This is a genomic window from Micromonospora halotolerans (genome assembly GCF_032108445.1).
GTDB classification, from domain to species: domain Bacteria; phylum Actinomycetota; class Actinomycetes; order Mycobacteriales; family Micromonosporaceae; genus Micromonospora; species Micromonospora halotolerans.
Genome location: NZ_CP134876.1, coordinates 3,405,936 through 3,427,822 on the forward strand (window position 1 = coordinate 3,405,936; position 21,887 = coordinate 3,427,822).

Sequence of the window (21,887 nt, forward strand, 5' to 3'; positions counted from 1 at the left end):
GGCGCGGGCCGGGCGTGATGTGGCCGACCTGGGCGGACGCGTAAGCCTCGGGCGGGCAGGACCGCCGGTTAGAGTGACGGGCGTGACGACGCTGCCCGACCGACGCCTGCTGCTGGTCCACGCGCACCCCGACGACGAGTCCATCGGCACCGGCGCGACGATGGCGCACTACGCCGCCGCCGGCGCCCACGTCACCCTGGTGACCTGCACGCTGGGCGAGGAGGGCGAGATCCACGTGCCGGCGCTGGCCCAGCTCGCCGCGAGCGAGGCCGACCAGCTCGGCGGCTACCGGATCGGCGAGCTGGCGGCCGCCTGCGCCGCGCTCGGCGTCACCGACCACCGCTTCCTCGGTGGCGCGGGCCGCTACCGCGACTCCGGGATGATGGGCCTGGCCACCAACGAGCACCCCCGCGCGTTCTGGCAGGCCGACCTCGACGAGGCCGCCGGGCACCTGCTGGAGATCATCCGGGAGGTCCGCCCGCAGGTGATGATCACGTACGACCCGAACGGCTTCTACGGCCACCCGGACCACATCCAGGCGCACCGGGTCGCCATGCGGGGTGTGGAGCTGGCCGCCGCCGAGGGGATCGCCCCGGCGAAGGTCTACTGGACGGCGATGCCGCGCGGTGTGCTGGAGGCCGGCCTGGACGCGTTCACCGAGTCGTCGGACAACCCCTTCGCCGGCATCGACAGCATCGACGAGCTGCCCTTCGGCACCCCCGACGAGGGGATCGCCGCGCGCATCGACGCCACCGACCAGCACGCCGCCAAGGAGGCGGCCATGCGGGCCCACGCCACCCAGATCCCGGCCACCTCCTGGCTCTACTCGATCGCCGGCAACTTCGGCGCCGAGTTCATGGGGGTCGAGTACTTCACGCTCGCGGTCGGCGAGAAGGGGCCGGGCAGCGGCCCGTACGGCTGGGAGGACGACCTGTTCGCCGGGTTGGCGCCGGATCGGCCGGACCGGTCCCCGGTCGCGGCGGCGGCCGGCCTCCGGTGACGCTGCCCGCCGCACCCATGTCGGTCGCCCCCGAGCAGGAGCCCGCCGCGCCGCCCGAGCCGTCGGGCCGGGCGGTCGACCTCGCGCTGCGCGTCGTCGGCGGGGTCGTGGCGGTCTGGGCCGGCGTGCTCGTCGCGGTGCTCGACCTGCTCTACGCCACGTGGGCCTGGGAGGTGGTCAAGGGGCGTCCCGGGGGTGCCGGCAAGGCCCTGGTCGGCACCGCGCTCGCGCTGGGCGGGGTCGCCGCGGCGGTGGTGCTGACGGTGCTGGTGAGCGGGTTCGCCCACCGGGCGGTGGGCACCCGCTGGGCGGCGGCGCTGGCCGCCCTGCCCTGGTTCGTGGTGATCGTCGCGGGCGGCTTCCGCACGGTCGAGGGCGATCTCGCGCTCAGCGGCGACAACGTGCTCGGCCTCGGGTTGATCGTCGCCGGCGCGATCACCTTCGCGGTGCTGGGCTTCCGGCAGCTCGTGGTGCCGCCGGCCGTCCGCTGAGGGTGCAGCCGCCGCACAGGTTGCGGTGGTAAGTATTCCTGCCAGGAGCCCACCCGGTGGGGGCGGGCGGTACGGCGGGAGGCGTGCGATGTTCCAGCGGTGGCGTGCGGTCGGCGTGCTGGCGGCCGCGCTGTTCGTGGTCAACGTGGCGGCCCGGGTGGTCATCAAGCTGGCCTACCCGGACGACGACACCGCCGCGGGCCGGGTCTCGCTGGTGATGTTCCTGGTCATCGGGCTGATCCTGGCCGCCACGGCGTTCCGCTGGGGCGCGGACCGGCCGGCCGGCCACTGGACCGGCGACCTGGCCGTCGCGGTGGTCGTGGCGTTGGCGCTGACCGTCTTCGTGGGCCCGCTGCTGGTCGGCGAGAACCCGTTCGAGGGCGGCGCCGGCCTCTTCTTCGCCCAGATCTGGCTCTACCTCGCGGCCACCGTGGCCGGCGCGCTGGCCGGCTACCTGGTCCTCACCGCGCTGGGCCGCGACCACCGCTCCCGCCAGCTCAAGCGCTACGCCGAGCTGAAGGCCGCGAAGCCCCGCAAGGTCGTCCGCCGCTGAGGCGGCTCGCCAGCCCGGGGCGTACCAAGGGCGGGTGATCCCGCCGGGGCGCCGTCCCTCGGGGAACGGCGCCCGGGCGGGGCCGGGGCCGCGCCCGCGGTGGGCGCGGCCCGTCGCGCTCAGTTCCGGCCGGCCGGCGAGCCGGGCCGCCCGGTGGCGGGCAGGGCCGGCGTGTCGACCGACTCGGCGAGCGAGCCGGCGCCTCCGGTGATCATGGTGCCCTCCGGGGTGACCACCTCGTCCACGGCGTCCACCTCGGGCGGCACCATGGCGGCCACCACCCGGTCCGCCCGGTCGATGGTCAGCGTCCTGCCCGCGCGGGGTTCGTCGGCGATCCGGACGGGCTGCGGGCTTCCGCCGCCCCGGGCACCGGCGTGGGCGCCGGACCGCTGCCGCGGGACCGTCCCGCCGTCCGCCTCGGCCCCCGACGCCGCCGGCAGGGCAGGCAACCTGGTCGCCTCCGTACCCGGCGCCTCCAGCTCGGCGGCCCGGCGCTCGACCTCCTCGACCTCCGGGGCCTGCGGTGCGACGTCGGCCAGTTCCGCGGCCCGTCGCTCCAGGTCCGCCAGCTCCGTCGCCGCGGGCCGCCGGCGCGTCGCCGATCGCGAGCCGCCGAGCCGACCACGCTCGTCGGAGCCGGAGCGCTTCGTGCCGTCGCGCAGCGCGCGGATCAGGGCGTCGACCAGTTCGGGCTTGCGCATGTCGGCGGTGCCGGTGACGCCGCGCCGGCGGAGCCGGTCGCGCAGCTGGTCGACCTTCAGGCGGGCGATCTCGCTCTCGTTGACGTCGGGGGTGTCCGGGGTCTGGTTGCCGGGCTGCTCCCCGCCATTGCCGCGACCGCGGGGCGCGGAACCGGCGCCCGAGCGACCGGCCGTGCCGCGCCGGCCGGGTCCGGAGCCGGACGAGCTCCGGTCGCGCCCGGAACCCGAGCCGCCCCGCGACCGAGTGGTCGTGCGCCCGTCGCGCAGGGCCTGGATGAGCGCGTCGACCAGTTCGGGCTTGCGCATCCCCGCCGTGCCGGTGACGCCGCGGCGGCGGAGCCGGCCGCGGAGCTGGTCGACCGTGAGGCGCGCGATCTCGCTCTCGTTGATGTCCGGGGTGTCCGGCGTCTGGTTGCCGGGCTCGTTCTTCGTGGCGCCGCTCCCGCGCCGCGCCGTCTTCTGCTTGGCCATCGAGCAGGTCCTTCCTCACCGGGGTACGCACCTCTCCGTACCCCGGACGACCTGCCGGAATCCTGCGATCACACCGGGGCGACCCGGGTCAGGTAGGTGTGGTGGGTGGTGAAGCCGAGCCGCTGGTAGAGGGCCACCGCGGGGGCGTTGTGCTGCTCGACCTGGAGGAAGGCGCGCGTGGCGCCCTCCGCCCGGCCCCAGTCGGCCAGCGCCCGGATGACCGCGCCGGCGAACCCGCGCCGGCGGGCCTCCGGCAGCACCTCGATGAGCGTGAGGCCGAGCCAGCGGCCCCCGCCGGTGACCGTGCCCCGGCCCACCGCGAGCAGCCGCCCGTCGACGGGCAGGTGGGCGAAGCGGATCCGGTCCACGGCGGTGAGCACGTGCCGGGCCGCGTCCGGCAGCCCGCCCTTGCGGCCGGCGGCCACCGCCAGCCACTCGGCCGAGGGCGTGGCCGAGAGGCCGACCGGGGGCAGGTCGGGGCGCTCCGCCGGCAACGCGGTGAGCGGTGCGGTCTGCACCAGCACCGGCGGCCGGGCGGTCCAGCCGCGCGCGTCCAGCTCGGCGCCCACCGGCGCGGCCAGCGGCAGCGGGGTGTTCACCATGGGGGGCTGGCCGCGCTCGGCGTACCAGCGTTCCACGGCGTCGAGCGCGGCGGGCAGCGGGCGGTCCGGGTCGCCGACCGGCAGCGCGCTGTTCGCCCGGCCGGTCCAGCCCTCGGCGCCGCGCAGCAGCCAGTCGCCCAGCCGCCCGCGTACCGGTGCGGGCCACGCCTCGTCGGCGGCCAGTTCCAGGGCGACCACGGCGGCGGCCGTCGGCCGGCGGGCCGGCGGCACCCGCTTCGCGCGGTGCACCTCGTCCACCGGGACCCGCAGCCGCCCCCGGTCGGTGGCCAGCGTGATGTGGGTCTCGCTGAGCTCGACCAGCTCGCCGAGCGCGTCGGAGAAGAGCGGCCGGCCTTCGCGAATCCCCACAATACGCCGGACCACGATCCGGTGTCCCACGTCCTGCTGTCGGAGCACGATCGACCCCCTCCCCGGCGAGATACTAGGCTCTTACCGTCGCGGATGATCGCGGCGAGTCTTGCGGAGGAGAAGACCGGTGACCTACATCATCGCCGAGCCGTGCGTGGATGTGCTCGACAAGGCATGCATCGAGGAGTGCCCGGTCGACTGCATCTACGAGGGCAATCGGATGCTCTACATCCACCCCGACGAGTGCGTCGACTGTGGTGCCTGTGAGCCGGTCTGCCCGGTCGAAGCGATCTTCTACGAGGACGACGTCCCGGAGCAGTGGAAGGACTACACCGGGGCGAACTACGAGTTCTTCGAGGACCTGGGCTCGCCGGGCGGCGCTTCCAAGATCGGCAAGGTGGAGAAGGACGCGACCTTCGTGGCCGCGCAGCCGCCGCGCGGAGAGGGCCACTGAACCGGTCCGCGCCGGTCTCGTCGCGGCTGCCCGAGTTCACCTGGGACTCCCTGGACGCCGCGGCCGCGACGGCCGCGGCGCACCCGGGCGGTCTCATCAACCTCTCGATGGGCACGCCGGTCGACCCGGTGCCGGCGCTGATCCGGCAGGCGCTGGCCGACGCGTCGGACGCGCCGGGCTACCCGCTGACCGCGGGCACGCCCTCGCTGCGGGCCGCCATCGCGGCCTGGGTGGCGCGCGCCTGCGGTGCGGGCGTCGACGGGCTCGGGGTGCTGCCGACCATCGGCTCCAAGGAACTGGTCGCCTGGCTTCCCGCCCTGCTCGGCATCGGTCCCGGTGACGTGGTCGTGGTGCCGTCCATCGCCTACCCGACGTACGAGGACGGGGCCCGGCTGGCCGGCGCCACCACGGTGCGCACCGACTCGCTGACCGCCCTGGGCCCCGACCCGCGGGTCCGGCTCGTGTGGGTGAACTCGCCCGGCAACCCGACCGGGCGGGTGTTGCCCGCCGGCCACCTGCGCAAGGTGGTCGACTGGGCGCGGGAGCGCGGCGCGGTGGTCGCCAGCGACGAGTGCTACCTGCCGCTGGGCTGGGACGCCGAGCCCGTCTCGGTCCTCTCGCCCGAGGTCTGCGGCGGGTCGTACGAGGGTGTGCTGGCGGTGCACTCGCTCTCCAAGCGCTCGAACCTGGCCGGCTACCGGGCCGGTTTCGTGGCCGGCGACCCGGCGCTGGTGGCCGAGCTGCTCAAGGTCCGTAAGCACGCCGGCATGATCGTGCCCGCCCCGGTGCAGGCCGCCATGGTGGCCGCCCTGGGCGACCAGGCGCACGCCGACGCGCAGCGGGAGCGCTACCGGGCCCGGCGGGAGAAGCTCCACGCCGCGTTCACCGGCGCCGGTTTCACCGTCGAGCACTCCGAGGCGGGGCTCTACCTCTGGATGACCCGGGACGAGGACTGCTGGGACACCGTCGACTGGCTGGCCCGGCGGGGCATCCTGGTCGCGGCCGGCGTCTTCTACGGCCCGGCCGGCGCCCGGCACGTCCGGGTGGCGCTGACCGAGTCCGACGAGCACGTCGACGCGGTCGCCGGCCGGCTCGCCGAGGTCTGACCGCGCGCCGCGGCGGCCGGCCCGAGCAGGGCCGGCCCCCGCGACCGGGTCACTCGTTGATCTGCTCGAACACCCGCAGCAGCGTGTCCCGGCTGTGCTTCTCCAGGAACTCGCTGGCCATCAGCTCCTGCACCTGCACGCTCCGGCCGTCGTGGAGGGTGATGACCGCCTTCAGCGGCACCCGCTTGGTCACCTCGACCGAGCGGATCTCCTCGTACGGCAGGAACGGGTTCCGGCTGGCCACCTCGGCGACCGGTGTCGCGCTCAGCACCTCCTTGAGCCGCTTCTCACCCTCGTGCGCCTTGCCCGGATCGGGGACCAGGACCAGGCCGTTGTCCAGCACGTACACGTCGTGCTCCCGGCCGTCGATCTTGATGTTCGCAAGCGCGGCGATCAGGTCGGCGTTCCGCGCCGAGGCCCGGGCCTGGACCACCGTCGACTGCCGCACGTCGACGCCCAGCTCGGCCAGCCGGGCGAGCGCCTCGTCCAGGGTCTCCGGGGCGACCGCCAGCTTGGCGATCTCCGCCAGGTCCCACGGCTCCCCCGAGCGACCGACCAGCCGGGCGGGATCGGACCAGGAGAGCTGCCAGTACGCCCGGCCCGAGCGGACCGCCGCGTTGTCGAGCAGCGTCTCCATCGGGCCGGCGAAGGCGGCCGCCGCCTCCCGGCGGGTGGTGTTGGTGAAGAACTGCTCGGCGAACTCACCGAGCCGGCCGGCGCGGACCAGCTCCAGGACGGTGGGCAGGCCCGGCTCCGGCGTGCCGGTGAACCGGCCGGCCGCGCGGTAGATCCGGTCCGCCCGCTGCTGCACCCCGGCGGCGATCGACTCGGCGATGAACTCCGGCCAGGGCAGCAGGCGGCGGGAGCCGTGCGCGACGATCAGGCTCTGCAGGGCCCGGCCGGCGCCCACCACGTCGGCGAGCAGGGTCCAGGCCGGCCGGTCGTCCGGCGTGACGTGCACCGGAGGGATCTGGTCCATCGCGGCGACGCGTGCACCGATCGGCGGGTGGGTGTCCCAGCGGGACGCCGGCCCCTCCGGGGCGTTCTCCCGCAGCTCGTCGATCTCGTTCCGACGCGCCTGCAGGAGATGGCCGAAGCCGCCGAAGAAGTCGTCCGGCGCCAGTCCGACCGACCAACCCGGGTCGACGTACCGGGTCTCGTAGAAGCGCCAGGCCGCGTCGAGGGCGGGCAGGGTCCGCAGCGCCGAGGACGCGGCCTGGTGCCCGGCGATCTGCACCGAGGCGCGGTCCGCCTCCAGCTCCTGTCGACGGGACGCGGCGTTGTCGACCAGCAGGTAGAGCTTCGCGTACTGCTTGAAGACCCAACCGATCGGGTTGCGCGGGCTGATCCGCTCGATGGTCTCGCCGATGGCGAGCCGTCCCCGGTAGGCGACGCCGCCCAGCCGGGTGTGCCGGCCGGAGTAGTGACCCAGCTCGTGCGCCAGCACCGAGCGGAGCTGGTCGATCCGCATGGCCTGGAGCAGTGGCAGTCCCACGTAGAGGGTCCGTCGCCCGCCGACCAGGCCGAGCAGGCGGCTCTGCTCGCCGACCGCCGCGTTCACCTCGGGCACCAGGCGGATCTCGTCGGGCGCGCGGGTGCCGACCGCGGCGGCCAGCTCCCGCACCGTGGCCCAGAGCCATGGGGCACCCCGCTCGTCCAGGATCAGGCCGGGCGCCGGCTCGTTCTTGGTGCGGATCGCCTTCCACAGCCCCACGCCGACGGCGCCGAGGGCGACGACCAGCGGCAGCAGCAGCTTGCCGGTGATCACACCGCTGGTGTGGCTGAACAGCCAGACGCCGAGCGCGGCCACGGCGGCGAGCTGGAGCAGCGCGACGACGTAGAAACCGATCAACATGACCACCGAGGCGAGCGCCCGGTACGTGGCGGACATGTGCTTCCTTTCCCCGTTGAGACCGGCCCGTCCGGTCGGGCCGCCGGGGGACCGTACGACGTGAGCGCGGCTCGGACAACCCCCTTCCGTGCCCATCCGGCCGCCCCTACGATCTCCGTCGACCGACACGGGGGAGGACGAGGACATGTGGCCGTTCCGGCGGAGGACGAAGCAGCAGAGTGGACCGGCGCTGCCGGTCGACCCGACGATGGGTGACCCGGCCGCCGGGGCGTTGTCCGAGGCGCTGGCCCGGCGGGACTGGCGGACCGCCCGGGACGTGCTGGTCACCGTCACCGACCCCGACCACCAGGCGTTCTGCCTCTCCGCGGCGGGCCGGGTGCCGGGCGTGCAGGAGTGGATCGGCGAATGGGCCGACGCCGAGCCGCGCGCCACCCTTCCGCTGCTGGTCCGGGGAACCCACGCCGTGCACTGGGCCTGGGAGGCCCGGGGCGGCGCCTCCTCCTCGCTGACCAGCCAGGAGCAGTTCCGCGAGTTCCGCAAGCGGCTGACCTTCGCCGAGAACCTGCTGGACGAGGTGGCCGCGCGGGACCCGGACGACACCACGGCCCGGGCCTTCCTGGTCACCTCGGCACGGGGTCGCCAGGTGGACCGGGAGGAGGCGGCGCGGCGCTTCGCCGACGTGGTCGCCCGGCACCCGTGGCACCGGCTGGCGCACGTCCAGATGCTTCAGTACCGGTGCGCCAAGTGGTTCGGCAGCGACGAGGAGATGTTCGACTTCGCCCGGTCCGCGGCGGCCAAGGCGCCGGCCGCCAGCGGCCTGGCCCACCTGGTCGCGGCGGCCCACCTGGAGATGTGGCTGAAGCTGCCCTCCGGGGAGGACGACGCCCACCTCCGCGATCCCGGGGTGCTCGCCGAGCTGCGCGCCGCGGCCGACCAGTCGGTGCGCCACCCGGAGCACGGCCGCTACCCGGGCTGGCCGCAGCCGCACAACAACTTCGCGATGTGCTTCGCGGTGGGCGGCGACCACGCCGCCGCCGCGGAGCGCTTCCAGGCGCTCGGCGACCAGGTGACCGAGCTGCCGTGGACGTACTTCGGCGACCCGGGCCGGGCGTACGCCCGGTGGCGGCGGACGGTGACGGAACGTCAGGCCTGAGCCGCGGACGGGTATCCTCGGCGGGACTTCCAGCGGGGCCGGGGCCGGCTCCGGACGACGGGACGCCGAGGTGGGCCGATGGTGGGCGGGGCCGGCGGGCAGGCGCGCGCGGCGGTGGTCGGCACCGGCCTGATCGGGGGGTCGGTGCTGCTCCGGCTGCGCGACGCCGGGCTCGACGTGGCCGGCTGGGACCCGGACCCGGCGACCCGGCGCCGGGTCCGCGAGCAGGGCGTCGCCGCGCCCGACACGGTCGAGGAGGCGGTCGCCGGCCGGGACGTCGTGTTCCTGTGCGGCCCGCTGCCCACCCTGCCCGCGACGGTGGCGTCGGTGGCCGCGGCCACCGACGACCGGTGCGTGCTCACCGACGTGGGCAGCACCAAGGCCGAGGTGGCCACGGCGGCCGTCGCGCAGGGGCTCGGGCACCGGTTCGTGCCCGGCCACCCGATGGCCGGCGCCGACCGGGCCGGCCTCGACGCCGCCAGCCCGGCGCTGCTCGACGGGGCCGCGTGGGTGCTCTGCCCGGGGCCGACCGGGATGCCCGCGTTCCGGTCGCTCGCCGCGCTGCTCATCGACGTCTTCCACGCCCGGGTGGTGCCGATGTCCGCCCCGGAGCACGACAGCGCCGCCGCGCTCGCCTCCCACCTGCCCCACCTGCTCGCCGGCGCGCTGGCCGGCACGGTGCAGCGCTCGGCGCTGCGCGACGCGGTGCTCGCGCTCGCCGCCGGCAGCTTCTCCGACGGCACCCGGGTGGCCGGCGGGCCGCCCGAGCGGACCGCGAACATGTTGCTCGGCAACCGGGAGCGCGTGCTGGCCGAGCTGGACGCGGTCCGGGCCTACCTCGACGAGCTGGCCGAGGCGCTGCGGGCCGGCGACCCCGGAAAGCTGGCCGGCCGGCTCGCCGAGGGCCGCACCGCCCGGGCCGCCCTGCGCGGCCGCGCGTTCACCGCCCACCGGCGCGAGTTCCCGGCCGCCGCCGACCACGCCGGGGAACTGGCCTACCTGCGCGAGCTGGGCGCGGCCGGCGGTCACCTGACCGGCTGCCGGCTGGCGGCGGGCGGGGTCACCTACACGGGCCACCTTCCGGCCACCCCGCCACTAGGCTGAGCCGCATGGCGGACGCACCGGTCGTGGCGGTACGCGGCGAGGCGTACCGGGAGGCGGCCCCCGAGCTGGCCCGGTTCACCGTGACCGCGACCGCGCGGGACCGCGACCGGGAGACCACGCTGGCCCGGTTGGCCGAGCGGACCGCCGCCGTGCGGGTGCTGCTCGACGCGGCCGAGCCGGCCGTGGAGCGGCGGGAGACCGGCCAGCTCCGGGTCTGGCCGGAGACGAAGCGCTCGGGTGAGCGGGTGGTGGCCTACCACGGCAGCGTGACCACCACGGTCACCGTCGTCGACTTCACCGCGCTCGGCGAGCTGATGCTGCGCCTGGCCGACCAGGAGCAGGTCGAGGTGGCCGGTCCGTGGTGGTCGCTGCGGCCGGACAGCCCGGCCTACCGGGAGGCCAGGCACGCCGCGATCGCGGACGCCCTGGCCCGCGCCCGGGAATACGCCGAAGCGCTCGGCGCCCGGGTGACCGCCCTGCGGGAGCTGGCCGACACCGGCCTGGCCACCGCCCCGCCGATGATGGCGAAGGCGGGCTTCGGCCGGGCCGGGGAGGCCGCCCCCGAGCTGGAGCTGGATCCGCAGCCGCAGCCGGTGCAGGCGGCGGTCGAGGCCCGGTTCACCATCAGCGAACCGGTGCTCGGCTGATGGCCCCCGCGCAGGTGCTGCCGCTCGGCGAGCTGGTGGCCCGGGCCCGGGCCCTCGCCGGGGACGGCCCGCGGCAGCTGCTCGGCATCGCCGGCGCGCCGGGAGCGGGCAAGTCCACGCTGGCCGAGCGGATCGTCGCCGAGGTGGGTCCGGCCGCCCGGCTGGTGCCCATGGACGGCTTCCACCTGGCCCAGTCGGAGCTGACCCGGCTGGGCCGGGACGCGCGCAAGGGCGCGCCGGACACGTTCGACGCCAACGGCTTCGTCTCCACCCTGCGCCGCCTGCGCCGGCTGGAGCCGACCTCGGTGTGGGCGCCGGCGTTCCGGCGCGACCTGGAGGAGCCGGTCGCCGGCGCGATCGAGGTGCCGCCCGAGGTGCGGCTCGTGGTGACCGAGGGCAACTACCTGCTGGTGCGCGACGAGCCGTGGGAGGAGGTGCGCACCCTGCTGCATGAGATCTGGTTCCTCGACCTCGACGCCGAGCTGCGGGTGCGCCGGCTCACCGCCCGGCACGAGGCGTACGGGAAGACGCCGGAGCAGGCCCGCGCCTGGGCGCTCGGCAGCGACGAGGCCAACGCCCGGCTCGTCACCGGCACGGCCGAGCACGCCGACCTGGTGGTCCGGCTAGCCGACCCCCTGCCGGGGTGACGGCACGGCCCGGCGCAGCAGCCGCGCCACCACGGCCCGCTCCCGGGTGAACTCGGCCGCCTCCGGATAGCCGCTGTGGTTGCGGATGGGCGGGTCGGCCACCTCGCCCCCGACGGGGTGCAGCGCCTCCGGGTCGGCCACCGGCACGTCCCGTTCCCCGGCGGTCACCGGCCAGCCCAGAGGATCGGTGTCGCGCCAGAAGTTGGTCCACGAGACGTGCCCGCCGGGCCAGGTGAGCGCCCGGGCCAGGGTGCGCAGCCGCTCGGGGCCGAAGTACGCGGGGAAGACCCGGCCGTAGAGGCGGGTGAGCTGGCATCCGTAGGAGAAGAACCAGGTCCGCCGTCGCCACCGGTGGGGCAGCTGCAGCAGCATGGCGGCGCAGATGACGGTGCCCTGGCTGTGCCCAGAGAGGATCACGCCGTCCATCCGGTCGGGGTGCAGCGGGGGGAGCGCGAGCAGCCCGGCGACCCGGGTCTGGAGTTCCGGCACGGCGCGCTCGGCGTAGCTGGGCGGGGCGAGCGGGTGCGCGGCCCGGGGCCAGAAGGTGCCGACGTCCCAGATGACGCCGACCGAGCGGCGCACCGTGTCGGTGCGGTAGACCAGCAGCCCGAGCGCGCTGATCACCACCGGCAGCCAGCCGAGCATGGTGTCGCCCCGGTTGGCGGTCCAGTGGATGACGGCCGGCCATCCGGAGGGGGAGAGCGGGCTGGGCCGGCTGCGGGAGAACGCGGCCGCGCAGCAGAGCGTCACCAGCACCACGGAGACGGCCGCGTAGCAGCCGACCAGCCGGATCGCGTGCTCGCCGACCAGCCGGTGCAGCGCCCGGAACGTGCTGACGTCGCGGCAGCGGCGCAGGTCGTGCGCGGAGAGGCCGGCGTTGTCGGCGGTGAGGACGGTGTACTCGACCCGGCGCAGGGACTGAAGCAGCACGGCGGCCCGGACCAGCATCGCGAGCAGGGCGAGCAGGGCGACCACGCAGGCCAGCCCGGCCCAGAAGACCGCCAGCGGGGGCACCACCCGGCTGTGGCCGCTCGGGTCGGCCCGGCTGTCGAGCCGGTCGCTGACCCAGTAGAGGAGCCCGGCGCAGTAGGCGACCGCCATCATCCACCCGAAGCCGGCGATGAGCGCCGGGCCGCGGCCGCCCCAGGCGAGGTCGGTGTGCGCGCCGAGCGGCTGCACCGGCACGGCCGGCCGGCTCCGCGGCAGGAGCAGCCCGGTCACGGCGATCGCGATGGCCGGCCCGGCGAGCGTCCAGTTGCTCAGGGCGTCCGGCGCGTCCGGGAGGCCGGGCAGGCCGCGCTCGGTCCAGGCCAGCCCGATCGGCAGCAGCAGGCCGCCGGCCACCGGCCCGAACAGGGCGCGCCGCCCGGAGCGGTTCACCGCGCCGATGGTGACCAGCAGCAGCGCCTGGTACGTGGCGAGCCAGGCGACCGCGGTGTCGTAGCCGGGCAGCGACCGGTCGGTGCGGCAGCCCGCGATGCCCGGGTCGGTGACGCACCCGATGGGCGGCCGGTACGTGGACAGCGGCCGGCCGGCGGGACCGTCGGGCAGCAGGAGCAGGGTGAACGTCCCGGCCAGGCCCAGCCCGGTGAGCAGCGCCAGGGTCGCGCTCCACCGGCCGAGTGGCGTGGCGCCCTGCCGCCGGGTCAGCCAGGGCCGGCCCAACGCCACCACGGCGATCGCCACCACGGCCGCGAGCAGGCCGACGGTCGGCCAGGCGACCGCGGCCCGCAGCCCGCGCGGCGGGTCCATGACCATCACCGCGGCCACCGGGACCGCCGCGGCGATCACCGCTCCGGTGCACAGGTGCAGGACGGCGGCCCGGCGCAGCTGCCCCTCGCCGTTCCAGAAGGTCGGGTCCTGGAGCGGGTTCTCCAGCGGCTCCGGCCGGTCCGGCGGGTCGGCGGGCGGGCCGTCCTGCCGCGCCGCGGGGCGGGGGTGCGGTTCGGCGGGCATCTCCGCCTCGTACTGGTAGGTGCGCCAGGCGACCCCGCCGAGCCCGGCCAGCAGGAGCAGCGGCACCAGCAGGCCGGCGGCGAGCGCGCGGGTGTCCTGGCGCCACCAGGCGTTGCCGAGGAACTCCATCGGGCCGGGGAGGTGGCCGAGGCAGTCCAGGCCGACGCACTGCCAGCCGATCAGGTCCACCCCGATCCCGGTCGCCGTGATCACGAGGGTGCCGGTGAGGCTCAGGCAGAACAGCCGGATGAGCCAGGCGGTGATCCCGGAGCGGCTGGCCCAGCGTTCCTGGTCCGGGTCCGGCGGGATTCCGGTGCGGGCGTAGAGCGCCACGTTGGCCAGGGTGAAGGGCAGCAGCAGCGTCCACAGGGCCCGCTCGACGTCGCGCCGGGTCCGCGCGCCGGAGGTCAACTGCCCCCAGCTGTACGCCTCGACGGTGATCGGGTCGTCCCGGCCGGCCGTGCTGGCGCGGTAGAAGCCGGTGACCGCGCCGCCGGCGACCAGGTCGGGCTGCGCGCCGTCGCCGCCGGGGGCGGGGCGCAGTCCGAGCAGCTGGTCGGGCGGGGTGTTCGACACCCCGTGTACGCGCAGTTCGAGCACCCGTTCCATGACGCCCCCTGGGTGAACCGTCCACTACTCAGAGTGCACCCTCGGGCCGGAATCCGCACCCCGCCGAAGCGTCGTTTCAGCAGGTCAGACGGTCTCTTCGAGGCTCCGAACCGGACGAGCGGGGTTACCCAAGGCCACCACATTGGGGGGTAGGTCCCGGGTCACCACCGCGCCCGCGCCGACCACGGTGTTGTCCCCGATGGTCACGCCGGCCAGCACGATGACCCCGCCGCCGAGCCAGACGTTGTCGCCGATGGTGATCGGCTGGGCCGCCTCCCACTTGGCCCGCCGGGCCGCCGGTTCGACCGGGTGGGTGGCGGTGAGGAGCTGCACGTTCGGCCCGATCTGGACGTCGGCGCCGATGGTGATCCGCGCGACGTCGAGGAAGACCGCGTTGAAGTTGACGAAGCTGCGCGGCCCGATGTGGGTCTGGTGGCCGTAGTCGCAGTAGAGCGGCGGGCGCACCCAGGTGCCCTCGCCGACCGAGCCGAGCAGCTCGCGGAGGGCGGCGAGGCGGCCTTCCGGGTCGTCGGCGGAGCTGCGGTTGAAGTGTTCGCTGAGCCGGGCGGCCCGGTCCAGATCGGCGGTGATCTCCGGGTCGTCGGCGATGTACGGCTCGCCGGCGAGCATGCGGTCCTTCATGGCGGTCACCGGGCGATCCTGCCCCGAAGGACGGCGGCTGCGGGACCGGTTCCGTCGGATAGACGACTTCCGATTACATACGCGGTATGCAATTCTGACCATCTGCGTCGATGCGTACCCATCGATGAAGACGCTTGACGAAGGAGGAACGTTGCGCCGAAATCGAAGAAGAATCGCCGGCCTCGGCCTCACCCTCGGGCTGGCGCTGGGCGTGCCCCTGCCGGCCTCCGCCGCCCCGGCGGCCACCACGGACCGCGCCCCGGCCCGCGCCGCGGCGGCGCGGCCCGGCGAGCCGGTCACCGTCACCCTCATCACCGGCGACCGGGTCACCGTCACCGCCGCCGGACAGGCGGCGGTCCGCCCCGGCGCCGGCCGCGCCGAAGTCGGCTTCCTGGTCACCCGGGAACGCGGCCACCTCACCGTGCTGCCGCAGGACGCGCTGCCCCTGGTCCGGGCCGGCCGGGTCGACCGGCGGCTGTTCGACGTCACCGGGCTGGTCGCGGCCGGCTACGACGACGCCCGGCGGGACACGCTTCCGCTGCTCGTGTCGTACCGGCCGGGTTCGGCCCGACGGGCGGCGGCCCCGGTGGCCGGCACCCGGGTGACCCGCGACCTGCCGGCGATCGGCGGCGCGGCGCTGGTCGCGACGAAGGCCGACACCGCCGCGGTCTGGGGCGCGGTCACGGCGGACCGGGCCGGCGCCCGGGTCGACGCGGCGGGGGATGTCGACCGGATCTGGCTGGACGGCCGGCGGCGCGTCACCCTGGACCACAGCGTGCCGCAGATCGGCGCCCCCACGGCCTGGGCCGCCGGTTTCACCGGCAAGGGGGTCAGCGTCGCGGTGCTCGACACCGGCGTCGACCTCAGCCACCCGGATCTGGCCGGCCGGGTCGCCGACTCGCGCAACTTCAGCGAGGCGGCCGAGTCGGACGACATGGTCGGGCACGGCACGCACGTGGCGTCGATCATCGCGGGCAGCGGGGCCGCCTCCGGCGGGAAGTACCGCGGCGTCGCCCCCGACGCCACCCTGCTCTCCGGCAAGGTCTGCGAGAACGAGGGCTGCACCGAGTCGGCGATCCTCGCCGGGATGCAGTGGGCCGCGGCCGAGAAGCACGCCAGCGTGGTCAACATGAGCCTCAGCGGCGCGGACTTCCCCGAGGTGGACCCGCTGGAGCAGGCCGTCGAGACGCTGACCGCGCAGACCGGCACGCTGTTCGTGGTGGCCGCCGGCAACGACGGCGCCGACGGGTCGGTCGGCTCGCCGGCCACCGCCGACGCCGCGCTGGCGGTCGGCGCGGTCGACCGGGACGACAAGCTGGCCGACTTCTCCAGCCGGGGGCCGCGGGTCGACGGCGGGCTCAAGCCGGACATCACCGCGCCCGGCGTCGAGATCGTGGCCGCCCGGGCCGCCAACGGCACCATCGGTGACCCGGTGGGGGACCGCTACGTCTCCCTCTCCGGCACCTCGATGGCCACGCCGCACGTGGCCGGCGCGGTGGCACTGCTCGCCCAGCAGCACCCCGGCTGGACCGCCGGGCGGTACAAGGCCACGCTGATGGCCTCGGCGAGGCCGCACCCCGACCAGACGGCGTTCCAGCAGGGCGCGGGACGGGTCGACGTGGCCCACGCGATCACCGAGCAGGTCACCAGCGACCCGCCCAGCGTCTCGTTCGGGCTGACGGCCTGGCCGCACGGTGACGACCAGCCGGTCGCCCGCACGGTCACCTACCGCAACGGCGGGACCGGCCCGCTCACCCTCGACCTCACCGTCGACGTCACCGGCCCGGACGGGCGCGCCGCACCGGCCGGCATGTTCACCCTCGGCGCGTCCCGGCTCACCGTGCCGGCCGGCGGGACCGCCCAGGTCACGGTCACCGCGGACACCCGGCTCGGCGGCCTGGACGGCTACTGGACCGGCCGGCTGGTCGCCCGCGCGGGCGACACGGTCACGGTCACGCCGCTGGCGGTCAACCGCGAGGTCGAGAGCTACGACCTGACCGTCGTGCACCGCGACCGGGCCGGCCAGCTCACCGGTGACTACTTCACCACCCTCGTCGGGCTGGACGGTGTCCTGTACCGGGACGTGTACGACGCCGACGGCGAGGCGCGGATCCGCCTCCCCAAGGGCCGGTACGGCCTGAACAGCCTGATCTACGTGCCGGGGGAGGAGAGCTGGACCGAGGTGTCCATGCTGGCCCAGCCGGAACTGGTGGTGAGCGGCGACCAGCGGCTCACCGTCGACGCCCGGCGGGCGAAGCCGGTCCGGTCCACCGTGCCGCAGCGCGGCGCGGCCCCACTGCTGATCGACCTCTCGGCCAACTGGTCCACCGAGGACGCCACCTACGGGTTCGGGCTCTGGACGTCCAGCTTCGACGGCCTCTACAGCGGCCAGCTCGGGCGCGGCGTCTCCGACTCCCTCTTCGTCGCCGCCCTGGCCAGCCAGTGGCTCGAACCGACGGCGCCGGAGCGCAGCCCCTACCTCTACGCCCTCAACGAGCTGTTCCCCGGGCGGATGCCGACCGGGTTCGTCCGGCACTACCGGCCGGCGGACCTGGCCACCGTCACCCACCGGTTCGCGGCCGGCTACGCGGGGCTGGAGAACGAGCGGATCGTCTTCCCGGAGTCCGACTACAACATCGGCGGCTCGGCGATCGTCGTGCCCGTTCCGGTGCCCGGGAAGCGGGTCGAGCACTACAGCACGGCCCGCACCGGCTGGAGTTCCGAGCTCGACTTCGGTACGCGGGGCGAGGACGGCTGGTTGGAGGTGCGGGCCGTGCTGGAGTCGGTGCCGACCCGCTACCGGGCCGGCCGGACCTACCGGGAGGACTGGAACAGCGCGCCGTACGGACCGTCGTTCCCGCAGCCGCGCTGGCCGGAGCAGGGCATCACCCGCAGCGGGGACACCCTCGTGGTCTCCCTGCCGGTGCACAGCGACGCCGCCGGCCACCCCGGCGGCTCGCTCAACGACACCGACCGGACCGCGCTCTACCGCAACGGGAAGCTCCTCGCGGAGCAGCCCGCCCCGGGGTACGGCGAGTTCCAGGTGCCGCCGGGCGCCGCGAGCTACCGGCTGGAGACCTCGGCCACCCGGGGCTTCACGGACCTGAGCACCGAGGTCTCGGCCGCCTGGACGTTCCGGTCCCAGCGGGTGCCCGGTGACGACTGGGTGCGGCTGCCGGCCATGGCCGTCCGCTTCGCCCCGCCGCTGGCCGTGGACAACAGCGCCCCGGCCGGCCGGACCTTCACCATCCCGGTGACAGTGCAGCGGCAGCCCGGCGCGCCGGCCACCCCGGTCGCGGCGCTCACCGTCGACGTCTCCTACGACGGTGGGAAGACCTGGCGCAGGGCGGCCCTGCACCGGCAGGGCGCGGGCTGGGCGGCCACGGTCCGGCACCCGGCCGGCCCCGGCTACGTCTCGTTGCGGGCCACCGCCCGGGACCGCGCCGGCAACACGGTCACCCAGCGGATCATCCAGGCGTACCGCCTGCGGTGAGCCGGTCGTCCGGGAACGCCGACAGGCCGCCCGGACGGCGGACGGGCCGGGGCGGAAAGCCCCGGCCCGTCCCGCGTCGTCGCTCAGTCGTTGGCGTGCAGCGCCGCGTTCAGCTCGATGCCCCGGCCGGTGCGCGGCTTCGCCTCCAGCGCGCCGGTCACCGAGTTGCGCCAGAACAGCAGGCCGTCCACGCCGGAGAGCTCGCGGGCCTTGACCACCCGCCCGTCCGGCAGGGTGATCTTCGAGGCGGCGGTGATGTAGCAGCCGGCCTCCACCACGCAGTCGTCGCCCAGGGTGATGCCCACGCCCGCGTTCGCGCCGACCAGGCTGCGCTCGCCGATGCGCACCTTCTCGGTGCCGCCGCCGGAGAGGGTGCCCATGATCGAGGCGCCCCCGCCGATGTCCGAGCCGTCGCCGACCACCACGCCCTGCACGATCCGCCCCTCGACCATCGAGGTGCCCAGCGTGCCGGCGTTGAAGTTGACGAAGCCCTCGTGCATCACGGTGGTGCCGGCGGCCAGGTGCGCCCCGAGCCGGACCCGGTCCGCGTCGGCGATGCGCACGCCGGCCGGGACCACGTAGTCGGTCATCCGGGGGAACTTGTCCACCCCGTGCACGGACAGGTGGCGGCCGGCGGCCCGCTCGATGACCCGCAGCTCGTCGACCCGCTCCGGCGGGCACGGCCCGGCCGAGGTCCAGGCCACGTTGGCCAGCTTGCCGAAGATGCCGTCGAGGTTGAGCTCGTTGGGCCGCACCAGGCGGTGGGAGAGCAGGTGCAAGCGGAGGTACGCGTCCGCGGCGTCCTTGATCGGGTCGTCCAGCGAGCCGATCACGGTGACCACCTGGACCGTGCGCAGGCCGGGCAGCGCCCGCTCGCCGACCGCGCCGGGCGGCAGGTCCAGCACGTCGGCCTCGTCCTCACCGGCGACCAGCGGCAGCTCGCCGAGCCCCAGCTTGCCGGTGGGATACCAGGTGTCCAGCACCTGGTCGTCAGCGGTGATCGTGGCCAGGCCGATGCCCCAGGCAGACTGTGCGGTCGTCACGGTGCTGACGGTACCGTGCGAGACATGCAGAACCCGTTGACCCCCGAGGTCTTGGCCGATCCGGTGGCGCTGACCCGCGCGCTGGTCGACATCGAGTCCGTGTCGCTCAACGAGAAGGCCATCGCCGACTGCGTCGAGGAGGTGCTGCGGGGCGTGCCGCACCTCACCACCTACCGGCACTCCAACACCGTGATGGCGCGCACCGACCTGGGCCGGGCACGGCGGGTGGTGCTCGCCGGCCACCTGGACACTGTGCCGCTCAACGACAACTTCCCGTCGACCATGCGCGGCGACCTGATGTACGGCTGCGGCACCTCCGACATGAAGTCGGGCGTGGCCTTCGCGCTGCACCTGGCCGTGACCCTGCCCGACCCGCGCTACGACGTGACCTACTTCTTCTACGAGGCCGAGGAGATCGAGTCGAGGTACAACGGCCTCACCCTCGTCTCCCAGGCGCACCCGGAGTGGCTGGCGGCCGACTTCGCGCTGCTGCTGGAGCCGACGTACGGGATCGTCGAGGCGGGTTGCCAGGGCACCATGCGGGCGATCGTCACCACGCACGGCGAGCGGGCCCACGCGGCCCGGTCCTGGCACGGGGTGAACGCCATCCACGGCGCCAATGAGGTGCTGCGCCGGCTGACCACGTACGAGGCGCGCCGGGTCACCATCGAGGGCTGCGACTTCCGCGAGGGCCTGAACGCGGTGCGGATCACCGGCGGGGTGGCGGGCAACGTCATCCCCGACCGCTGCGAGATCGAGATCAACTACCGGTACGCCCCGGACCGTGACCCGGCGGCGGCCGAGGCGCACCTGCGCGAGGTCTTCGCCGGCTTCGACCTGACGGTCACCGACGCGGCGGCCGGCGCGGCCCCGGGCCTGGACAACCCGCCGGCGCAGGAGTTCCTGGCCGCGGTCGGCGCGGCCCCGATCGGAAAGTTCGGCTGGACGGACGTGGCCCGGTTCGCGGCCATGGGCATCCCGGCGCTGAACTTCGGACCCGGCGACCCCAACCTGGCCCACCACAAGGACGAGCACGTCGAGCTGACGAAGATCCGCGACGGCGCGGCCACCCTGCACCGCTGGCTCGCCCCGTCCTGAGTACGCGACCGGGGGCCCGCGTCGGTGACGCGGGCCCCCGGCCGGACCATCAGAGCGTGGTCGTCAGCGGGCTGTCCGTCTCGGTGGTCTCGCCGGTGAGGTCGGTGTGGTGGGCTTCCATCATCCGGGCGCGGCGGCGCTCGGCCACCACGTCACGGATCCGCCGCTGCATCTGCCGGCGGATCCGGATCATCTCGCTGTTGCTGATCAACGCTGGCTCCTCCCCCGAAGGCGCGTCGCCGGGCATACCCGGTATGTGAATAGTAAGACGTACGAGCGAGCCATTTAGTTGCCCATGATCACGAAGAATTTCTCCGCGTCGCCCGCCTCCGCACCGCGCCGCCCCGGCTCCACTACGGTGGCCCCATGAGCCAGAGCAACGGGCGGCCATCCGGCCGCGGGCCGAGCGGAGTGCGACACCGGGGCGCCGTGACCCTGCGCAACCAGGCCATCCCGACCAGCACCGCCGACCAGCGGCTGCTCGACTCCCGGGGCCGGGGCGACTGGAAGACCAAGGACGCCTGGCGGGCGCTGCGCATCCTGTCCGAGTTCGTCGAGGGCTTCGACACCCTCGCCGACCTGCCGCCGGCGGTCAGCGTCTTCGGCTCGGCCCGGAGCAAGCCGGATAGCCCCGAGTGCCGGCTGGCCGAGGAGCTGGGCGGCGCGCTGGCCCGGGCGGGCTTCGCGGTGATCACCGGCGGCGGGCCGGGCGTGATGGAGGCGGCGAACCGGGGCGCCGGTCAGGCGGGCGGGCTCTCCGTGGGGCTGGGCATCGAGCTGCCGTTCGAGCAGGGCCTCAACGACTGGGTCGACCTGGCCATCGACTTCCGCTACTTCTTCGCCCGCAAGACCATGTTCGTCAAGTACGCCCAGGCCTTCGTGGTGCTGCCCGGCGGCTTCGGCACCATGGACGAGCTCTTCGAGGCGCTCACCCTGGTGCAGACCGGCAAGGTGACCCGCTTTCCCGTGGTGCTGATGGGCGTCGACTACTGGCGGGGCCTGCTCGACTGGCTGCGGGACACCATGGCCGCCGAGGGCAAGATCGGCCCGAACGACCTGGACCTGATCTGCCTCACCGACGACGTCAACGAGGCGGTCCGGCACATCGTGGAGGCCGAGGCGGTGCTCTCGGCCGAGCAGGAAGCCGTCCGCGAGGAGGCCGTCGCCCGCCTCGGCGCCGACCAGCAGGCCGCCGCCGAGGCCGCCCCCGACGGGCCGGCGGAGCAGGGCTGACCGTGGCCAACGTCTGCGTGTTCTGCGCGTCCTCGCGTACCCTCGACGCCCGCTGGCTGGACCTCGCCACGAAGACCGGCGCGGAGCTGGCCCGGCGCGGGCACACGCTGGTCAGCGGCGGCGGGTGCGTGGGGATGATGGGCGCGGTGGCCGACGGGGCGCGGGCGGCCGGCGGCCGGACCCTGGGCGTCATCCCGCAGGCCCTGGTCGACCTGGAGGTCGCCGACCTGGCGTCCGACGAGCTGCTGGTCACCGACGGGATGGCCAGCCGCAAGACCCTGATGATCGACAAGTCGGACGCGTTCGTGGCCCTGCCCGGCGGGCTCGGCACCCTGGACGAGCTGTTCGAGGTCTGGACCACCGCCACCCTGGCCATGCACGCCAAGCCCATGGTGCTGGTCGACGCCGACGGCTTCTACCGCCCGCTGCTCGACTGGCTGCAAACCCTGGCCAGGCAGCACTTCATCAAACCCGCCGGCCTGGACCTCCTGCTGGTGGCCGACACGATCCCCCAGGCCCTGGACCTCCTGGACGCCCGCCTGACCTGACCCGGCCCCGCGCCCCCGCCGCCGTCGATCATGAGGTTGACGGCGAAGTCGATCTCCCTACGTGCCGCCAACCTCATGATCGCCGTGGGGTGGGGGTGGGGTGGGCGTGCGGGGG

At 75.0% G+C, this 21,887-nt stretch carries 20 protein-coding genes; 13 read left to right on the plus strand and 7 right to left on the minus strand.

What is annotated here, in order from left to right:
- Positions 1-73 precede the first annotated feature (73 nt).
- The 3 genes from mshB to RMN56_RS16260 all read left to right on the plus strand — a co-directional run bounded on the left by mshB (position 74) and on the right by RMN56_RS16260 (position 2,044).
- A complete protein-coding gene (gene mshB / locus RMN56_RS16250; protein ID WP_313724560.1) occupies positions 74-1,000 on the plus strand; it encodes an N-acetyl-1-D-myo-inositol-2-amino-2-deoxy-alpha-D-glucopyranoside deacetylase in 927 nt (308 codons plus the stop codon).
- Between the two features lie 17 nt (positions 1,001-1,017).
- Positions 1,018-1,491: a hypothetical protein gene (locus tag RMN56_RS16255; RefSeq protein ID WP_313724561.1), complete on the plus strand. Its 474-nt coding sequence runs from the start codon at positions 1,018-1,020 to the stop codon at positions 1,489-1,491.
- Between the two features lie 88 nt (positions 1,492-1,579).
- Positions 1,580-2,044, plus strand: coding sequence for a hypothetical protein (locus tag RMN56_RS16260; RefSeq protein WP_313724562.1), 465 nt, complete (start codon positions 1,580-1,582; stop codon positions 2,042-2,044).
- A gap of 119 nt (positions 2,045-2,163) precedes the next feature.
- Here the strand turns inward: RMN56_RS16260 and RMN56_RS16265 are convergent, their stop codons facing one another.
- Both RMN56_RS16265 and RMN56_RS16270 read right to left on the minus strand, forming a co-directional pair.
- Complete coding sequence (locus RMN56_RS16265) at positions 2,164-3,216, minus strand: hypothetical protein (protein ID WP_313724563.1); 1,053 nt, start codon at positions 3,214-3,216, stop codon at positions 2,164-2,166.
- Between the two features lie 68 nt (positions 3,217-3,284).
- Positions 3,285-4,235 (minus strand): GNAT family N-acetyltransferase, encoded by a 951-nt coding sequence (locus RMN56_RS16270; protein WP_313724564.1) that lies wholly within the window; start codon positions 4,233-4,235, stop codon positions 3,285-3,287.
- 79 nt (positions 4,236-4,314) lie between these two features.
- Here RMN56_RS16270 and fdxA point away from each other — a divergent pair, with 79 nt between their 5' ends.
- A complete protein-coding gene (gene fdxA / locus RMN56_RS16275) occupies positions 4,315-4,641 on the plus strand; it encodes a ferredoxin (RefSeq protein ID WP_007464872.1) in 327 nt (108 codons plus the stop codon).
- Positions 4,638-5,747 carry a succinyldiaminopimelate transaminase gene (dapC, locus tag RMN56_RS16280; RefSeq protein WP_313724754.1) on the plus strand — a complete coding sequence of 370 codons (1,110 nt, stop codon included), beginning with the start codon at positions 4,638-4,640 and terminating at the stop codon, positions 5,745-5,747. Before fdxA ends, dapC begins: the two co-directional genes overlap by 4 nt.
- Positions 5,748-5,796: 49 nt before the next feature.
- On the opposite strand, the gene RMN56_RS16285 is transcribed toward dapC, so the two are convergent.
- A complete protein-coding gene (locus tag RMN56_RS16285) occupies positions 5,797-7,638 on the minus strand; it encodes a M48 family metallopeptidase (RefSeq protein WP_313724565.1) in 1,842 nt (613 codons plus the stop codon).
- Positions 7,639-7,783: 145 nt separating this feature from the next.
- On the opposite strand from RMN56_RS16285, the gene RMN56_RS16290 reads away from it, so the two are divergent.
- The 4 genes from RMN56_RS16290 to RMN56_RS16305 all read left to right on the plus strand — a co-directional run bounded on the left by RMN56_RS16290 (position 7,784) and on the right by RMN56_RS16305 (position 11,150).
- Complete coding sequence (locus RMN56_RS16290; RefSeq protein ID WP_313724566.1) at positions 7,784-8,752, plus strand: DUF4034 domain-containing protein; 969 nt, start codon at positions 7,784-7,786, stop codon at positions 8,750-8,752.
- Between the two features lie 78 nt (positions 8,753-8,830).
- Positions 8,831-9,856, plus strand: coding sequence for a prephenate dehydrogenase (locus RMN56_RS16295; protein WP_313724567.1), 1,026 nt, complete (start codon positions 8,831-8,833; stop codon positions 9,854-9,856).
- Positions 9,857-9,861: 5 nt separating this feature from the next.
- On the plus strand, positions 9,862-10,503 hold the full coding sequence (locus tag RMN56_RS16300; RefSeq protein ID WP_313724568.1) for an SIMPL domain-containing protein: 642 nt from the start codon (positions 9,862-9,864) through the stop codon (positions 10,501-10,503).
- On the plus strand, positions 10,503-11,150 hold the full coding sequence (locus RMN56_RS16305; RefSeq protein ID WP_313724569.1) for a nucleoside/nucleotide kinase family protein: 648 nt from the start codon (positions 10,503-10,505) through the stop codon (positions 11,148-11,150). The genes RMN56_RS16300 and RMN56_RS16305 overlap by 1 nt, the downstream gene beginning before the upstream one ends.
- Here RMN56_RS16305 and RMN56_RS16310 read toward each other — a convergent pair.
- Together RMN56_RS16310 and RMN56_RS16315 are read right to left on the minus strand one after the other, a co-directional pair.
- Positions 11,127-13,715: a hypothetical protein gene (locus RMN56_RS16310; RefSeq protein ID WP_313724570.1), complete on the minus strand. Its 2,589-nt coding sequence runs from the start codon at positions 13,713-13,715 to the stop codon at positions 11,127-11,129. The genes RMN56_RS16305 and RMN56_RS16310 overlap by 24 nt on opposite strands.
- Positions 13,716-13,799: 84 nt before the next feature.
- Positions 13,800-14,366 carry a sugar O-acetyltransferase gene (locus RMN56_RS16315; RefSeq protein ID WP_313724571.1) on the minus strand — a complete coding sequence of 189 codons (567 nt, stop codon included), beginning with the start codon at positions 14,364-14,366 and terminating at the stop codon, positions 13,800-13,802.
- 142 nt (positions 14,367-14,508) lie between these two features.
- On the opposite strand from RMN56_RS16315, the gene RMN56_RS16320 reads away from it, so the two are divergent.
- Complete coding sequence (locus RMN56_RS16320; RefSeq protein WP_313724572.1) at positions 14,509-17,850, plus strand: S8 family serine peptidase; 3,342 nt, start codon at positions 14,509-14,511, stop codon at positions 17,848-17,850.
- Positions 17,851-17,933: 83 nt separating this feature from the next.
- Here the strand turns inward: RMN56_RS16320 and dapD are convergent, their stop codons facing one another.
- Positions 17,934-18,893, minus strand: coding sequence for a 2,3,4,5-tetrahydropyridine-2,6-dicarboxylate N-succinyltransferase (gene dapD, locus RMN56_RS16325; RefSeq protein ID WP_313724573.1), 960 nt, complete (start codon positions 18,891-18,893; stop codon positions 17,934-17,936).
- Positions 18,894-18,917: 24 nt separating this feature from the next.
- Here dapD and dapE point away from each other — a divergent pair, with 24 nt between their 5' ends.
- Entirely contained in the window at positions 18,918-19,991 is a 1,074-nt protein-coding gene (gene dapE / locus RMN56_RS16330) for a succinyl-diaminopimelate desuccinylase (protein WP_313724574.1), read from the plus strand.
- 49 nt (positions 19,992-20,040) lie between these two features.
- On the opposite strand, the gene RMN56_RS16335 is transcribed toward dapE, so the two are convergent.
- Positions 20,041-20,202: a hypothetical protein gene (locus RMN56_RS16335; RefSeq protein WP_313724575.1), complete on the minus strand. Its 162-nt coding sequence runs from the start codon at positions 20,200-20,202 to the stop codon at positions 20,041-20,043.
- Between the two features lie 155 nt (positions 20,203-20,357).
- On the opposite strand from RMN56_RS16335, the gene RMN56_RS16340 reads away from it, so the two are divergent.
- Both RMN56_RS16340 and RMN56_RS16345 read left to right on the plus strand, forming a co-directional pair.
- Positions 20,358-21,224, plus strand: coding sequence for an LOG family protein (locus tag RMN56_RS16340; RefSeq protein WP_313724576.1), 867 nt, complete (start codon positions 20,358-20,360; stop codon positions 21,222-21,224).
- A gap of 2 nt (positions 21,225-21,226) precedes the next feature.
- The gene (locus tag RMN56_RS16345) at positions 21,227-21,772 is read left to right on the plus strand and encodes an LOG family protein (RefSeq protein ID WP_313724577.1); all 546 of its coding nucleotides are present in this window, start codon (positions 21,227-21,229) and stop codon (positions 21,770-21,772) included.
- The last annotated feature ends 115 nt before the right edge of the window (positions 21,773-21,887 follow it).

Coding starts and splice junctions, on each gene's coding strand:
- RMN56_RS16255 (WP_313724561.1), top strand. CDS start 1,018: ATGTCGGTCGCCCCCGAGCAGGAGCCCGCCGCGCCGCCCGAGCCGTCG.
- RMN56_RS16260 (WP_313724562.1), top strand. CDS start 1,580: ATGTTCCAGCGGTGGCGTGCGGTCGGCGTGCTGGCGGCCGCGCTGTTC.
- RMN56_RS16265 (WP_313724563.1), bottom strand. CDS start 3,216: ATGGCCAAGCAGAAGACGGCGCGGCGCGGGAGCGGCGCCACGAAGAAC.
- RMN56_RS16285 (WP_313724565.1), bottom strand. CDS start 7,638: ATGTCCGCCACGTACCGGGCGCTCGCCTCGGTGGTCATGTTGATCGGT.
- RMN56_RS16290 (WP_313724566.1), top strand. CDS start 7,784: ATGTGGCCGTTCCGGCGGAGGACGAAGCAGCAGAGTGGACCGGCGCTG.
- RMN56_RS16295 (WP_313724567.1), top strand. CDS start 8,831: ATGGTGGGCGGGGCCGGCGGGCAGGCGCGCGCGGCGGTGGTCGGCACC.
- RMN56_RS16300 (WP_313724568.1), top strand. CDS start 9,862: ATGGCGGACGCACCGGTCGTGGCGGTACGCGGCGAGGCGTACCGGGAG.
- RMN56_RS16305 (WP_313724569.1), top strand. CDS start 10,503: ATGGCCCCCGCGCAGGTGCTGCCGCTCGGCGAGCTGGTGGCCCGGGCC.
- RMN56_RS16310 (WP_313724570.1), bottom strand. CDS start 13,715: ATGGAACGGGTGCTCGAACTGCGCGTACACGGGGTGTCGAACACCCCG.
- dapE (WP_313724574.1), top strand. CDS start 18,918: ATGCAGAACCCGTTGACCCCCGAGGTCTTGGCCGATCCGGTGGCGCTG.
- RMN56_RS16340 (WP_313724576.1), top strand. CDS start 20,358: ATGAGCCAGAGCAACGGGCGGCCATCCGGCCGCGGGCCGAGCGGAGTG.